The following is a 14,394-nucleotide window of genomic DNA, read 5'->3' as shown; positions in this document are numbered from 1 at the left end:
GATTTAACTAAAACGTGTTAATTATTTTTGTAATAACTTGTGATATGTTTTGACCATTGGCTTTTCAATTACAGCCGTACCACGTAATTGGCGACGTTGTTTCTTAGTCTTACCATGGAAACGATGACTGGTGAAAGCGTTGGCGCTCTTAATCTTACCTTTAGCGGTTACTTTGAAACGCTTAGCAGCAGCGCGGTTTGTCTTTTGTTTTGGCATAATCAATAATCCTCCTAGAAATTACTTCTCAGTTTTTGGTGCTAGCACTAGGAACATGCTTCGGCCATCCATCTTAGGATAAGCTTCAACTGATGCATCTTCTTTAGTTGCTTCAATCATCCGGTTTAAAACTTGGCGACCAATATCCTTATGGGTAATGGCACGACCTTTAAATCGAATGGAGACCCGAACTTTGTCACCCTTAGACAAGAACTTCTGAGCATGGTTCAGCTTAGTGTCAAAGTCATTGGTATCGATCGTTGGGCTTAAGCGAACTTCCTTAATGCTAACCACTTTTTGTTTCTTACGGGCTTCCCGTTGTTTCTTTTGTTGCTCGAAACGATACTTCCCATAATCCATAATTCTGGCTACGGGTGGTTTCGCTTTCGGTGCAACTAAAACAAGATCTAAGCTCGCATCTTCTGCAATCTGCATTGCTTCTTGTCGTGACTTGACACCTAATTGTTCACCATCACTGGCAATCAAACGTACTTCACGAGCACGGATGCCGTCATTAACCATCGAATCTTTAGCTATGGTAATTCACCTCCGTAAAATTTCGAGAAATCCACAAAAAGAGCGGGCGCATAACACGCCCGCTCACTCCCTTTAATGGGAATAAATTCATTCGTTCATCTGCCCGATAACGTTTTTGTTACCAAGGCGAGAAGCGGGTGCTTCTGCTTTTTTTCTCAACTCCAATACTATATCAGAATTGAAAACTGGTGTCAACTAATTATTTGCTGGCGCCACGGCTATAGTTCTTAACTTCTTGCGTAATAGCGCCAATAAACATATCAACGCCTTCGGATTCAGTTCGTTCCTCACCATATTTACGGACAGAAACGGAACCATTAGCCACTTCTTGATCACCGACAACGAGCAAATATGGAATCTTCTTCGTTTGTGATTCACGAATCTTATAGCCCATCTTTTCGTTACGATCATCGATGCTGACCCGGATGTTTTCAGCAGCTAAACGCCGACGAACGGTTTCAGCATAGGCCCCATGAGCACCCTTGTTAACTGGAATAATCGTTACTTGTTTTGGTGCTAACCAAGTTGGGAAAGCGCCCTTGTAGATTTCAGTCAAGTAAGCCACGAAACGTTCCATCGTTGAAACTAAGCCACGGTGAATCATGACTGGGCGATGTTCTTCACCATCAGAACCAACGTACTTCAGGTCAAAGCGTTCTGGCAATAAGAAGTCCAATTGGATCGTTGACAAGGTTTCTTCACCACCAAGCGCGGTCTTCGTTTGAACATCCAATTTAGGACCGTAGAAAGCGGCTTCCCCTTCAGCTTCGAAGTAATCCAAGCCCATGTCATCCATAGCGGACTTCAACATCTTTTGGCTTTGTTCCCACATAGCATCGTCATCGAAATACTTAGCTTTGTTAGCTGGGTCACGATAACTCAAGCGGAACCGGTAATCAGAAATATCAAAGTCTTTGTAAACTTCAACCATCAAGGACAAGATGTTCTTGAATTCTGCTTCAATTTGGTCCAAGGCCACAAAAGTGTGCCCATCATTCAAGGTCATTTCACGAACCCGTGATAAACCAGTCAATGCACCAGATTTTTCATAACGATGCATCATGCCAAGTTCAGCAATCCGCAATGGTAATTCACGATATGAGCGAATGTGATGGTTGTAAATCTGGATATGTGATGGGCAGTTCATTGGACGTAATTCCAATTGTTCGCCATCGCCCATGTCCATTGGTGGGAACATGTCTTCACGATAGTGATCCCAGTGACCAGATTGTTTGTAAACATCCAAGTTAGCTAAAACTGGGGTATAAACGTGTTGATAACCGTTGGCAACTTCCTTGTCCACGATATAACGTTCGATTTGACGACGAATCGTCGCACCATTTGGCATCCAGTATGGTAAACCATTACCGACTTTAGGATCAACGAAGAATAAATCAAGTTCATTCCCAATGACCCGGTGATCACGTTCACGAGCTTCTTGGCGCTTCTTCAAATCTTCATCTAAGTCTTTTTGCTTTAAGAAAGCCGTCCCGTAAATCCGTTGTAACATTGGATTGCTAGACTTGCCTTGCCAATAAGCACCGGCAACTGACAAAAGTTTGAAAATCTTAACTTTACCAGTTGAGGCTAATTGCGCGCCATCTGATAAATCAACAAAATCGCCTTGCTTATAAACAACCACTTGGCCATCATTTGCAGCAGCCCGGTCATTAACTAAGTCTTTTTGGTAAGGATCATCGCCAACTAAAGCTAAAGCAGCGTCTTTTGACAAGACTTCGCGCACGATTGGCAAATCTTTCTTGACGATGGCTTGCATCTTCAAGCTGATGGCTTCAAGGTCATCTTCACTGATTTGCTTGCCTTCAGCATCCGGATTGTCGGTATCGAAGAAGAAGCCATTGGCATTACCTTCACCACTCCCAAATTGAACCTTAGGGAAAAGTTGTTTAACCGCATTGGCCAAAACTTGGGCAGCTGTCTGACGTAAGACTGCCATCCCTTCATCACTGTCAGCAGCGATGATTTCGATGTTACCATCAGTCGTTAAGGGTTGACGATAATCAACGACTTGATCGTTGAACTTCCCAGCCACTGACCGTTTAGCCAATGAGGGACTAATTGATTTTGCAATTGCTTCCGTGGTAACGCCAGCATCAAATTGCTTTTCAGCGCCATCAGGGAACTTTACATTAATACTTGCCATAAATTGACACACTCCTTCAAAATTTACCCACTCACCAAAACACTGCGCCGGGACGACAAAAAAGTCCCTAATGCCAGACTAAACTAGCATTAGGGACGTGATTGACGTGGTTCCACCCGATTTTTCAGTGCAACAAGGCACACTGACTCATTAGCGCTAATAACGGACGCGTTCCGGCTCAACTGAGCATGTTCACAAAAGTGGTATCTTCATTTATCCGGTCTCAAGCTTCCAGAACTAGGCTTGGGTCTCTGTAATCCATGATAACGAAGCATGTCTTTTGCATCTGTTTTTATTAAACCACTTTCACATTAAATGTCAACATTAATCGGTCGGATTCAAGCGCCGATTACGACCAATCATTTCAATTTCAGTAGACAAATACCGGACGCGTTGCATGATTCGCTGAGCTTTGATCGGTTCCTCATCGCCCTTTTGAGAGATGGTTAGATAACCGTCCTGCAATTCTTGCATCGAAAAATTAGAAGAAAAACAAGTTGGCAACTCTTCTTGCATCCGAAATTCCAAAATAACACCGAGTACATCATCGCGAATCCAAGTGGACGACGCATCTGCCCCGATATCATCGATCATTAGAATCGGCGCACGTTTAATGGCATCCACTTTATCACCAGAAGTATTGTTACTGATAGAACGTTTCATTTCAACCGCAAAGCTTGGAAAATGGATCAAGGTCGTTTGAAAACCTTTGGCCGCTAACGCATTAGCCATAGCCCCTAACAAGAACGTCTTACCGACGCCAAAAGAGCCATACAAATATAAGCCTCGATGAAACCGTTTTGGTGCTTGCGTGTAGGCATCGATAAAATCTAATGCCGACATCAACGCACCCGCGCGATCACCGTCTTGATCATAAGCTTTCAGATCTGCATGCTCAATATTCTTAGGCATACTAATCGAACGAACCCGCTGCTTCAACTCCCGAGCGACCTGCGCTTCTTGATGCTGAAGCGTTGGCTGATAGGCAATATCAATTAAATGATTACTCATCACGAGTTCGGGTTGATAGCCAGGCACCTGTGTTGGCTCATGGCGCGCAATCTTGCGCTTTTCCTGACAAAATTCATACAGTTTAGTCGCGCTACGTTCCATCGCATCACTAGAGAGTTCCTTTTGATGAGCCGCTAAAAACTGACGAACATCCGAATCTTGAAATACCTCAGTCATGAGTTCTTGATACTGATGATTTAAATTACGTTTATTCATCAAAATCTTTAAAGTTTCCGAAATATTCTCCATGCTTTAGTCCCCCTTCTCAGAATCTGAATCTAGTTTAGCCAACCGTGCGGCTAATTGTTTTCGTTGGGCTGCCGTGATTTGATTACTAGTTGACTTGACGGTCCCATCAGCGGACTTTTGAGCCCACTTTGGCACAATTTCCTTACGTGGCGTTCGGCCATTACGCGCTCGGGTTGCCCGTTGACGCGGCTGTTTCGGTTGCTGACGCTCACGCAAATAAGCCAGCGCCGCTTCTGGTGTCATAATATCATGTTGCTGCCAATCATTTGCGACCGTCTCTAATAAATTCTTATTTAAGGCGGCTAACTCACGATTTTGTAACAAATAATAGACCACCATATTAATAACAGCATTTGGTAAGACACCACGATTGACCAAATCGTGAATCAAACGATTTTCACCGCTTGTGACGAAACCATGCTTTTCTTGTTTTAGTTCATTAAGAAAATCATATGGTGAAGTTTGTTTGGCATACGCCACCAGCTGCTGCTCAGCCGTCGATAATTTTACGGCTGGCGTGGTGTCGGCAGCCGCCGTGGCCGCTGAACGAGCCTCCAATTGAGTGGTTGTCGAATTCGTTGGACGCTCATATCGACGCGCGATCAACAACTTTAATTGGCTTTCATCGAACTGACCAGTGGTTAAACTGGCCACCTCACTGATTAATTTGGCCATTTCAACTTCACTAATCCCATAGACACGGCTTTCTGTCATGATCAACTGTCGAGACTGAGCGACTTGTTCTAAGTCAACATAGTTCTGTTTGAGAATTTGACCAAGTACTTGCCAGTCAAAGACTTCATCGGTCAGATCAGGCATCGCTGGTGTCATTTCAGTTGCGGTCGCTTGTTTGGCCCGCACAGTTTGAATCTCGGTCGGAACATGCGTGACCTTCTGACTATCAATATGAAAGACATCCAGCAAGTTCGCCGAAACATCCGTGGCACCTTGTATGTCGACCACCGTTGGCGTAAACTGATCGGCCAATTGCTGATAGCGTAACTCACCGACCGTATCCAGTAGCAGCACACTCAACAAGTCGTCTCCAAAAAATTGCGTTGCTGGCAAGGGTCGCTGTAAAACGTACAAATAAACTTCGCCTAGATCATCTTGGCGATAGTAGCTCCGTAGCAATCCGGTCGCTTCAAGCTTTTGCCGTGCCGCCACTACGGTTGGCAGATCAACATTCAAAATTCCAAGCAATTCCGCATGGCTACGTCGATGAGTTAAATCAGTCGACGGCGTCTGCAAACTGCGTAGGGCCGCTGCCAAACTATAGGCCAGCGGTCCAATTAGTGGTAAATAGAGCTCCGCTAACACGGCCTGCTCAGTGGCACTTAACGCCGGCGCCGCGGGGACAACTAACCCCGTTTTAGGTGTCAAGCTTGGCTCATTTTTAGGCATGTTGCTCACCATTCTTCATTAATTATCTTTTTTCGTTTTAGACACACGATGGGCCGTTTTAGTCGGTTGTTTGGCCAACTTGACTTTATCACGTTCCATCATATCTTGGAGTTCATTTAAGAAGACGTGCATATCCTTAAATTGCCGATAAACACTGGCAAAACGGATGTAGGAAATTTCATCGATATCTGCAAGTTGTTCCATGACATATTCCCCAATCACCTGACTGGAGATCTCATTTTCACCCAAAGAACGAACTTTATTCTCGACGTCATCCACGACACCCGTCATCGTTTCCATGCTGACTGGTCGTTTTTCAGCCGAACGGATAATTCCCCGTAAAATCTTTTCACGGTTAAATTCTTCACGGGCGCCATTCTTTTTGATCACTAACAATGGTGTCGCTTCGACTCGTTCAAAAGTTGTGAATCGAAAACCGCAGTTCTCGCATTCACGCCGGCGACGAATAACGCGACCATCATCAGTGGGTCGACTATCAACTACTCGCGAGCCATTATGATGACAATGTGGACATTGCATAGACTTCTCACCTCATTTTTACTTAATCGTATCAATTTTACTTTATAATCGTTTTCAGCCATTTTAACACGGCGGTTCTTGTTTTATCAACGTTTTCTCCATTATCAATGACCACATCCGCCCGTTGAACCTTTTCAGCCAGTGGCATTTGACTCGCTATCCGTGCACGTGCCGCTTCAGCTGACAGTTGATTACGCGCCATCAACCGGGACAAAACTACGGGCGCCGGTGCGGCTACCACGACAACTTGATCACAAATATGCTGCCAACCGCCTTCAAATAATAGTGGCACATCTAAGATCACCGCAGCCGGCTGTGACTTTCCAGCCGCCACAATAGCGGTTAACATCGCCCGTTGAATCGGGCCGCGAGTGATCTCCGTCAACAATGCCAACTTACTGGCATCATTAAAAACTTGCTGCCCTAGCCAACGCCGATTTAACTGACCATCTGCAAGCAGCGTTTGCGAGCCAAAAGCTGCCGCAATTTTTTGTGTTGTCGGCTGACCTGCTCCTTCGACTTGCCAGGCAATTTTATCGGCATCGACAATGGGCAAGCCGGCTTCGGCCAACATCGCAGAAACCGTTGATTTGCCCGTGGCGATGCCGCCAGTCAGTCCAATAATTTGCGTCATTGGCTCACCTACAATTGCTGTTCATGCGGACAAAAATGGGTCCCACGTTGTGCAACTTTGATTTTTACAATCAATGTCCCGCAACGTTCACACGGTTCGCCTTCACGACCATAAACATGGAGATGATTTTGAAATTGCCCTGCCTCGCCAAAGGCTGTTGAAAAGGAATGTACCGTTGTCCCATGGCCTTTGATTGCCAGTGCCATTTCATCAATGATTGCTTGCCGTAACGAAACAATTTCGTCATCAGTTAATGAATTAGCCGGTCGCATTGGATGAATCTTACTCATCCAAAGGGTTTCATCCGCGTAAATATTCCCAATGCCAGCGATCTTACTCTGATCTAGCAATAGTGGTTTGATCATCTTTTTTGAGCGCTTAAAGATCTCAGTCAGATACGCCACAGTCAGGTCACTTGCCACGGGTTCTGGACCAATAGTTTTCAAACCAGCAACCGTCAACTCTTCACCGGTGGGAACGAGGGTCATGCGACCAAATTTGCGCGTGTCATTGTACAACAAGTCACGACCATCCGTGAGATGAAACACCACGTGCGTATGAGTCGTTTGGCCTTCATTTTGCGGCATAACACTGTAATTGCCTTCCATCCGTAAATGTGACACCATCGTGAGTCCTTGGCTAAATCGGAACAGTAAATATTTTCCGCGCCGATCAACTTTTTCAATCGTGTGTCCGGCTAGACGCTGCTTAAAACGCTCAACATCATTATTAATAATTTTGGGCCAATTGACCTCGATACTCGCAATTGTGGCGCCCTTAACTAACCGATTCAACCCACGTCGAACCGTTTCAACTTCAGGTAATTCTGGCATCTAATCACTTCCATGTTTATTTTGCATCATACCATGTATCACCAAAATGGCTTTCGACCTTTAATGGGACTTCCAACTTCACCGCAGAATCCATCACTGATGGCACTAATTTTTCTAGCGTTGAAATCTCTTCTTTAGGCGCTTCAAAAATCAATTCATCATGGACTTGGAGTAACATTGTCGCTTTTAATCCCGCTGCTTTGAGCTTAGCCTGCATCTTGATCATCGCAATTTTGATGATATCCGCCGCACTGCCTTGAATCGGTGTATTCATCGCCGTTCTTTCAGCAAATGACCGCTGATTAAAGCTCTTGGCATGAATATCTGGTAAATAACGCCGCCGATGAGAAATCGTTTCAACATAGCCCTGTTCATGAGCTTGTTTGACAATATCGGTCATATATTGCTTCACACCTGGGTATTCCTTGAAGTAAGCGTCAATAAACGCTTTGGCTTGTTTACGCGTAATGCCAATATTTTGTGACAACCCATAATCACTGATCCCATAGACGATACCAAAATTGACCGCTTTGGCTTGGCGTCGAATATTCGGCGTAACCTCTTCAGGCGACTTCAAATTGAAGATCCGCATGGCCGTCGCAGCATGAATGTCATCGCCTTCTTTAAAGGCAGCTTGCAAGTTGGCATCATGGGTAATATGTGCTAGCACTCGCAATTCAATTTGCGAATAATCAGATGAAAAGATTTGCCAACCCGCATGACTAGGCACAAAGGCTTGCCGAATCTTACGCCCTTCTTCTAACCGGACTGGAATATTTTGCAAATTCGGATCAACGGACGATAAACGCCCGGTTTGCGTTAAAGTTTGTAAATAACGGGTATGGACTTTTTGATCAGATGAGTGAATCGCGTCCAATAACCCCACCACATAAGTGGATTGAATCTTAGAAATTTGCCGATATTGTAAAATGTTAGCCACGATTGGGGCTTCCGGTGCTAATTTTTCGAGTACATCAACCGCGGTCGAATAACCTGTTTTAGTCTTTTTAATCACTGGCAACTTCATATCTTCAAACAAGATTTTACCTAGTTGCTTAGGTGAATTGATATTAAACTCTTGCCCGGCCTCCTGATAGATCTTTTGTTCGATTTCGCTCAGCCGTTCTTTAAATTGACTCCCCATGGCTTGTAAAGTGCCACTGTCAACGGTGATGCCAGCGATTTCCATTTGTGCCAAAACGCGGGCCATTGGTTTTTCAATATCATCGTATAACGGCGTTTGTTCATTTTCATCAAGTTTCTGCATTAATTCGGCATGTAAAGCCGCAATCGCCGCAAGTTTTCGTGCCAGATGACTGAAGAAAAGCTTGTCATCATCTGGGATGGCCCGTTTGACACCTTTACCATACACTTCTTCATCAGTTGGCAATTCAGTATAGCCATGTTGTTCCGCTAGGTTACCGAGATCATTGCTGTTGTCGTTGGTATCCAGTAGATAGGAAACGAGTAAGAGGTCAAAATCAACGGTTCCTAGACTCAAGCCTAACCGGTTCAAGCCAACGATGGTCCGTTTCATGTCAAATACGTTCTTCTTGATCGTATCGCTGGCCAACATCTCGGCCACAGCCGGTTGTAACAATAATTCCACGTCACGACTGATATACCATTTGCCGGCATGACCGATCGCAAAACCAGCAAATGCTGAAGTATGATAATTTGCCGTTGGCATTTCCAAATAGAATTCAACCGCCGTCTTAAATTGCGCCAATTCGGGCAGGTTTTCCTTGGTCAATACGGTGTAATCAATTGGTGCCACGGGTTCAGCATTGTTCACCTTTAATTTCTTCAAGAAAGATTGAAAATCCATCGTTTGATAGAATTCTGCCAGTTGGTCAATATTGGGGCCCGCGTAAGCTAAATCAGCTAAACCAACGGTGATTGGCGCATCACGTTTGATCGTCGCCAAGACCTTCGCTCGTACCGCTAAGTCGTGGTCTTCAATCAAATGTTCCTTCATCTTGCTTTGCTTCATATCCGCAACATTTTCGTAAACGCCTTCGACTGAGCCGTATTGCTTCAACAGTTTCAGCGCGGTTTTTTCACCGACTTTGGTCACCCCTGGATAATTATCCGAAGTATCTCCAGTGAGACCCTTCATATCAATAATCTGAGTAGCCGTAATCCCTAGTTTTTCTTGAACATGGGCCGGCGTGTAACGTTCCACTTCGGAGACACCCTTGACGGTCACTGCGACCGTGGTGTGGTCAGTCGTCAACTGAGTCAAATCTCGGTCACCAGTCACTACCGTGGTCGTATAACCAGCAGCATCGGCTTGTCCCGCCAACGTTCCGATAATATCATCGGCTTCATAATCTTTTAATTTATAATGTTGAATGCCGTAAGCATCTAAAAGTTGTTCAATATAAGGCATTTGTTCAGAAAATTCGCTCGGCGTCTTGGCTCGGCCACCCTTATAGTTATCAAACATGGCAGTCCGGAAAGTCGTTTTACCGGCATCAAACGCCACCAACATATCGGTGGGTTCGACAGCTTTGATCATGTGATCGAGCATCGTGTTGAAGCCATAGATTGCATTCGTGTGCAATCCGTCAGCGTTCACAAAGCGGTCGAGTTGATTGTGCAACGCGAAAAACGCTCGAAACGCGACGCTATTGCCATCAATCAATAATAATTTTTTTGCCATTTATTTGCGCTCCTTTAAAGTCGAACAATTTCTTTAATTGTACCAAACAATCGGGGTTAACGGGAATTTCGCGATTAAAAAACGAGTGCCTGACGATTGTCAGCACCCGTTTTGAATCGCATCTCGTTAATAATTTAGTTACGGCTTGAACCACCCGCAAAGATTTGGACAAAGTATAAGAACAAGTTAACGAAATCCAAGTAGAGTGATAAAGCCCCACTAACGGCCAAACCAGTTGATGAGACTTGATCCCCATATTGGAGATACATGTCACGCATCTTGTTCGCATCCCACATTGATAAGCCCGCAAAGATCAAGACACCAATATATGAGAAGACGTAACTGATCATAGCGCTTTGTAAGAATAAGTTAACGACGGAAGCGACTAATAACCCGATCAAGGCCGCAAACAAATGCGTCCCTAAACGTGACATATCACGCTTGCTAGTCGTCCCAATCACCGCCATAGTTGCAAAAACGGCTGCGGCTGAGATGAAAGCACCGGTAATCACGGCACCCGTGTAAAGCTGCAACATCACTGACATTTCAACGCCAAAGACGACGGCGAATAACATCAATAATGTGAAGCTCATGGCCGGATTCCGAGTCGCATTCTTCTGAATCCCACCGATCATCGCAAACATACTAATCAAGAACACGATTAGGGCGATCATTGGATGTTGCCCAAAGAGTGCATTAATTTGAGCAGCGAAAACGTTAATTGATAAGTAAACTGAAACCGCAGAAACTAACACGGCTAAAGTCATGTAACCATACATTTTAGTTAAGAAACTCCGTAACCCAACTTGCGTATTAATAGTACGTGGTTGCGGATCTTGTTGAAAATTATTCATAGAATCCCTCTTTCACCTAAAATTGAATACAACCCTTCAAAGTCCGAGTTGATAGTGTCGACTGGTGTCCAGCGTGATTTAAATCACTAACAGTTGCTAGTGACCACCCTCACGCTAATTTTTCAATTGAATGATCTAACCACAATCTCACAGACATGCCAATCAGTCACCTCAACTTTCTTGTCATCTAGTGTATCAGATTAGTCAAAGAAGGTAAAACAGTTTGGTCGTTAAAATTAGATAAGAATTTCTTAGATTTAGAAAACCATTTCAGCGGCAATCCACTGATCGGCAACCGATGCATCGTAACCATCATGTTTATCATCGATTATCGTCTCCATGGACCAGCTCGTTTGCTGTGAGGCAGACCTGCAGCCAAAGACCGGTCTGTAGGGCGCTTTCAAGCCGAAAGTCCGCGTCTTAAAAGTCGGCCAAACACTAACCTGGGAAGAATCACCCAGCTAAGTGTTTCGACACGGCAAACGAGCTGGTCCACTCCGACGTTAAATAGCGATTTAACAAGAGGACATTGATAAACCCAGGATCAACAAAAGATCAATTGATGTTAAAGATTACTGATTAGCGCAGGACGGGCTGGATGATGCTCAGTGGTGAAATTTCTCAAGAGTGTGAGGTCCAACGGGTTGCTCCTGAGCATTGCCTAACCATCGCAATTACTCGACGTTTTTCCGAGTGGTTGCGATGGTGTCGCAAGCGGAAGGAGCAGTTGGATCGAACACGTTTCGACAGCTGGTGCTTTCCCAGCTTAGGAAAAGCCCGGCTTGTGAGACCGCCATTTGGTTCACAAACGTGGTCACCGCGTTCCAGCATCAGTCCAGACCAACCGAAGCGGCAAGCCAGCTGAATCCTGATAAATATAATAGCTACGTCACACTGGCGTGACTCATTTAATCATCACGCCAATGTTTAGCAATTTCTGCCATGGCATCAACGGACTGTTGTTGCGCCTGCTGATTGGCTAAATGCCCTAACTTTCTTGAAGCTGCCGGAGTGGGCTGGTCAGCTGCTGATGGTGTCGAGGCTTTAACCGGTGCTGGCGTCTGTGGTATGGTCGCAAACAAATCTTCCTGAATCGAAGTGGCAGGACGACCAGGAATTTTGGCGGTGGCATTCTTAGCTGGAATCGGCGCATTCTTAGTCATATGATCCATCGTTTCATTCAACAAATGATCAACTAAGTTGTTGCCATCCGTGGTGGCATGACCTTTCACCCATTTAAAGGAAAGCTTCGAAAATTGTTGTAATGATTGTGCCATCAACCGCCATAGCTCACTATTTGCTAGTGGCTGATTGCCGGCTCGTCGCCAGCCCCGCTTTTCCCAACCAGTTAACCAGCCCTTTTGAATCGCGTCTAAAACGTATTTAGAATCCATCACAATTAAAATCGGCGTTTCAGTTTGTTTGGTCTCAATCAAGTAACTCAAGGCTTGTAATAACGCCATGATTTCCATGCGATTATTAGTAGCGCCCCATTCACCAGACGTCCCTGTAACCGTTTTACTGGCTGCGGTCATTTGAAAAGCCCAAGCCGATTTGTCGGTGGGCTTGACTTGGCCGCCCTGCACATTACCGGTATTCCGATTACCACCATCGGTATAAACCACCACTGCCGCAGAACTGGTGACCTGCGTCTTGTCAGGAATGGCCTTCTTAGCACGTAGCTGACCAGATTTCGTCGGCGCTTGGCTGTTCAGATAATCCGTCGCAGCTTCACGCGTCAAGAAGCTTTTATATTGTGCCCCCGAATAATGATTGATCTGAGCCTGACAGTCTTCCCAACTGCGATAAATCCCCGGTTTACGGCCGACCCGAACCGCATAGAATTTAAGTTTCGCCATATTTTCCTCCATTATCGTCTAAAAAGAGTCCGGGGGTTTTCCCGAACTCTTTTTTACCAACTTAATCGTAACGAGCTATTTGGTTAATAACTCAGTATAAATTTTTTCGTATTTTTGAATGTCACCAGCGCCCATAAAGACGACTACCGCGTCATGATAAGCTGTCAATGCGGACATATCATCGGTCGTAATAATTTCACCACCATTGGATAATTTGGCGGCTAAATCTTTCGACGAAACGTCACCACTCTTTTCACGTGCGGAGCTAAAGATATTCGTCAAGAAGACGTGATCAGCCATACTTAAACTGGCTGCAAAGCCATTCATTAACGCTTTAGTCCGTGAGTACGTATGTGGTTGGAAAACGGCTAAAATTTTCTTATCTGGGTATTTTTGACGTGCCGCATCCAAAGTCGCTTTAATTTCAGATGGATGATGCGCATAGTCATCAATCATCGTCATATCGCCGACCTTAGATTCAGAGAAACGCCGCTTAACGCCACTAAAGTTCAACAATTCACGCCGAATCTCGTCCAAATCAACTTTTTCAAAGTAAGCGACCGCAATGACCGCGGTGCTGTTCAAAACGTTGTGTTCGCCATACAACGGAATCTCGAATTCACCAAGTGACTCATCATGATATTTCACTTCAAAGGAAGAACCCTTGGTCGTCCGATTAATATTTACCGCTTGGAAATCATCGCGATCTTTGGTCCCGTAATAGTAGATCGGTGTCTTAATGTTTAAGTGACGTAAACTTTCATCGTCACCCCAAGCAAAAATTCCCTTCTTAACTTGGCTCCCAAATTGTTCAAAAGCGAGTTTGACATCCGCTAAATCTTTATAATAATCTGGATGGTCAAAGTCAACGTTCGTCATGATAGCATAGTCTGGATGGTAAGCCACAAAATGACGACGGTATTCATCCGCTTCAAAAACAAAGAAGCGGGCATCAGGAGTTCCCTTACCAGTGCCATCACCAATCAAATAGCTGGTAGGCGCAATGTTACTCAACACATGTGACAATAATCCGGTGGTAGATGTCTTACCATGCGTCCCGGCAACACCGATACTCGTGTAGCCTTCCATCAATTTACCCAAAAATTCGTGGTAACGATAGACTGGTAAGCCCATCTCACGCGCCTTCTTGATTTCAGGATGATCATCTGTAAAGGAATTCCCAGCAATGACCGTTAACCCAGCGTGAATATTGTCCGCTGAGAATGGCAACATTTTGATGCCAGCCGCTGCTAAGCCTTTTTGCGTAAAGGTATATTGTTCAATATCAGAACCTTCGACTTGGAAGCCCTTATCGTGCAAAATCAAAGCTAATGAGCTCATCCCAGAACCCTTAATCCCAACAAAATAATAAACCGTCTCTTTATCCATTGTTTAATAATCTCCCATGTTTAGGATTCATCAATGAAG

Annotated in this window: 12 protein-coding genes and 1 other annotated feature; all 12 genes read right to left on the bottom strand. The window is 44.8% G+C overall.

Features of this window, described 5'->3' with window-relative positions:
* Window positions 1-21: 21 nt before the first annotated feature.
* Window positions 22-216: a 50S ribosomal protein L35 gene (rpmI, locus tag RA086_RS06085; protein WP_308702965.1), complete on the bottom strand. Its 195-nt coding sequence runs from the start codon at window positions 214-216 to the stop codon at window positions 22-24.
* Between the two features lie 21 nt (window positions 217-237).
* Window positions 238-738 carry a translation initiation factor IF-3 gene (gene infC / locus RA086_RS06080; RefSeq protein WP_308702964.1) on the bottom strand — a complete coding sequence of 167 codons (501 nt, stop codon included), beginning with the start codon at window positions 736-738 and terminating at the stop codon, window positions 238-240.
* Between the two features lie 43 nt (window positions 739-781).
* Window positions 782-908 (bottom strand) — a sequence feature (ribosomal protein L20 leader region).
* Between the two features lie 44 nt (window positions 909-952).
* Window positions 953-2,917 carry a threonine--tRNA ligase gene (thrS, locus tag RA086_RS06075; RefSeq protein WP_308702963.1) on the bottom strand — a complete coding sequence of 655 codons (1,965 nt, stop codon included), beginning with the start codon at window positions 2,915-2,917 and terminating at the stop codon, window positions 953-955.
* A 324-nt stretch (window positions 2,918-3,241) separates the two neighbouring features.
* Window positions 3,242-4,177, bottom strand: coding sequence for a primosomal protein DnaI (gene dnaI, locus RA086_RS06070; protein WP_308702962.1), 936 nt, complete (start codon window positions 4,175-4,177; stop codon window positions 3,242-3,244).
* A gap of 3 nt (window positions 4,178-4,180) precedes the next feature.
* Window positions 4,181-5,581 (bottom strand): replication initiation and membrane attachment family protein, encoded by a 1,401-nt coding sequence (locus tag RA086_RS06065; RefSeq protein WP_308702961.1) that lies wholly within the window; start codon window positions 5,579-5,581, stop codon window positions 4,181-4,183.
* Window positions 5,582-5,599: 18 nt separating this feature from the next.
* Window positions 5,600-6,121, bottom strand: a complete 522-nt coding sequence (gene nrdR / locus RA086_RS06060) for a transcriptional regulator NrdR (protein WP_308702960.1) — start codon at window positions 6,119-6,121, stop codon at window positions 5,600-5,602.
* Between the two features lie 37 nt (window positions 6,122-6,158).
* Window positions 6,159-6,755, bottom strand: coding sequence for a dephospho-CoA kinase (gene coaE, locus RA086_RS06055; protein WP_308702959.1), 597 nt, complete (start codon window positions 6,753-6,755; stop codon window positions 6,159-6,161).
* 8 nt (window positions 6,756-6,763) lie between these two features.
* Complete coding sequence (gene mutM, locus RA086_RS06050) at window positions 6,764-7,588, bottom strand: bifunctional DNA-formamidopyrimidine glycosylase/DNA-(apurinic or apyrimidinic site) lyase (protein WP_308702958.1); 825 nt, start codon at window positions 7,586-7,588, stop codon at window positions 6,764-6,766.
* A gap of 16 nt (window positions 7,589-7,604) precedes the next feature.
* Window positions 7,605-10,253: a DNA polymerase I gene (gene polA, locus RA086_RS06045; protein WP_308702957.1), complete on the bottom strand. Its 2,649-nt coding sequence runs from the start codon at window positions 10,251-10,253 to the stop codon at window positions 7,605-7,607.
* A 134-nt stretch (window positions 10,254-10,387) separates the two neighbouring features.
* Window positions 10,388-11,107 carry a Bax inhibitor-1/YccA family protein gene (locus tag RA086_RS06040; protein WP_308702956.1) on the bottom strand — a complete coding sequence of 240 codons (720 nt, stop codon included), beginning with the start codon at window positions 11,105-11,107 and terminating at the stop codon, window positions 10,388-10,390.
* Window positions 11,108-12,015: 908 nt separating this feature from the next.
* Window positions 12,016-12,966 (bottom strand): ribonuclease H family protein, encoded by a 951-nt coding sequence (locus tag RA086_RS06035; protein WP_308702955.1) that lies wholly within the window; start codon window positions 12,964-12,966, stop codon window positions 12,016-12,018.
* Between the two features lie 75 nt (window positions 12,967-13,041).
* Window positions 13,042-14,355 (bottom strand): UDP-N-acetylmuramate--L-alanine ligase, encoded by a 1,314-nt coding sequence (murC, locus tag RA086_RS06030; RefSeq protein ID WP_308702954.1) that lies wholly within the window; start codon window positions 14,353-14,355, stop codon window positions 13,042-13,044.
* Between the last annotated feature and the right edge of the window lie 39 nt (window positions 14,356-14,394).

Source organism: Lactiplantibacillus brownii, from assembly GCF_031085375.1.
GTDB lineage: Bacteria > Bacillota > Bacilli > Lactobacillales > Lactobacillaceae > Lactiplantibacillus > Lactiplantibacillus brownii.
This window is presented reverse-complemented; position numbering and strand designations above follow the sequence as displayed.

Coding starts and splice junctions, on each gene's coding strand:
- rpmI (WP_308702965.1), bottom strand. CDS start 216: ATGCCAAAACAAAAGACAAACCGCGCTGCTGCTAAGCGTTTCAAAGTA.
- infC (WP_308702964.1), bottom strand. CDS start 738: ATGGTTAATGACGGCATCCGTGCTCGTGAAGTACGTTTGATTGCCAGT.
- thrS (WP_308702963.1), bottom strand. CDS start 2,917: ATGGCAAGTATTAATGTAAAGTTCCCTGATGGCGCTGAAAAGCAATTT.
- dnaI (WP_308702962.1), bottom strand. CDS start 4,177: ATGGAGAATATTTCGGAAACTTTAAAGATTTTGATGAATAAACGTAAT.
- RA086_RS06065 (WP_308702961.1), bottom strand. CDS start 5,581: ATGCCTAAAAATGAGCCAAGCTTGACACCTAAAACGGGGTTAGTTGTC.
- nrdR (WP_308702960.1), bottom strand. CDS start 6,121: ATGCAATGTCCACATTGTCATCATAATGGCTCGCGAGTAGTTGATAGT.
- coaE (WP_308702959.1), bottom strand. CDS start 6,755: ATGACGCAAATTATTGGACTGACTGGCGGCATCGCCACGGGCAAATCA.
- mutM (WP_308702958.1), bottom strand. CDS start 7,588: ATGCCAGAATTACCTGAAGTTGAAACGGTTCGACGTGGGTTGAATCGG.
- polA (WP_308702957.1), bottom strand. CDS start 10,253: ATGGCAAAAAAATTATTATTGATTGATGGCAATAGCGTCGCGTTTCGA.
- RA086_RS06040 (WP_308702956.1), bottom strand. CDS start 11,107: ATGAATAATTTTCAACAAGATCCGCAACCACGTACTATTAATACGCAA.
- RA086_RS06035 (WP_308702955.1), bottom strand. CDS start 12,966: ATGGCGAAACTTAAATTCTATGCGGTTCGGGTCGGCCGTAAACCGGGG.
- murC (WP_308702954.1), bottom strand. CDS start 14,355: ATGGATAAAGAGACGGTTTATTATTTTGTTGGGATTAAGGGTTCTGGG.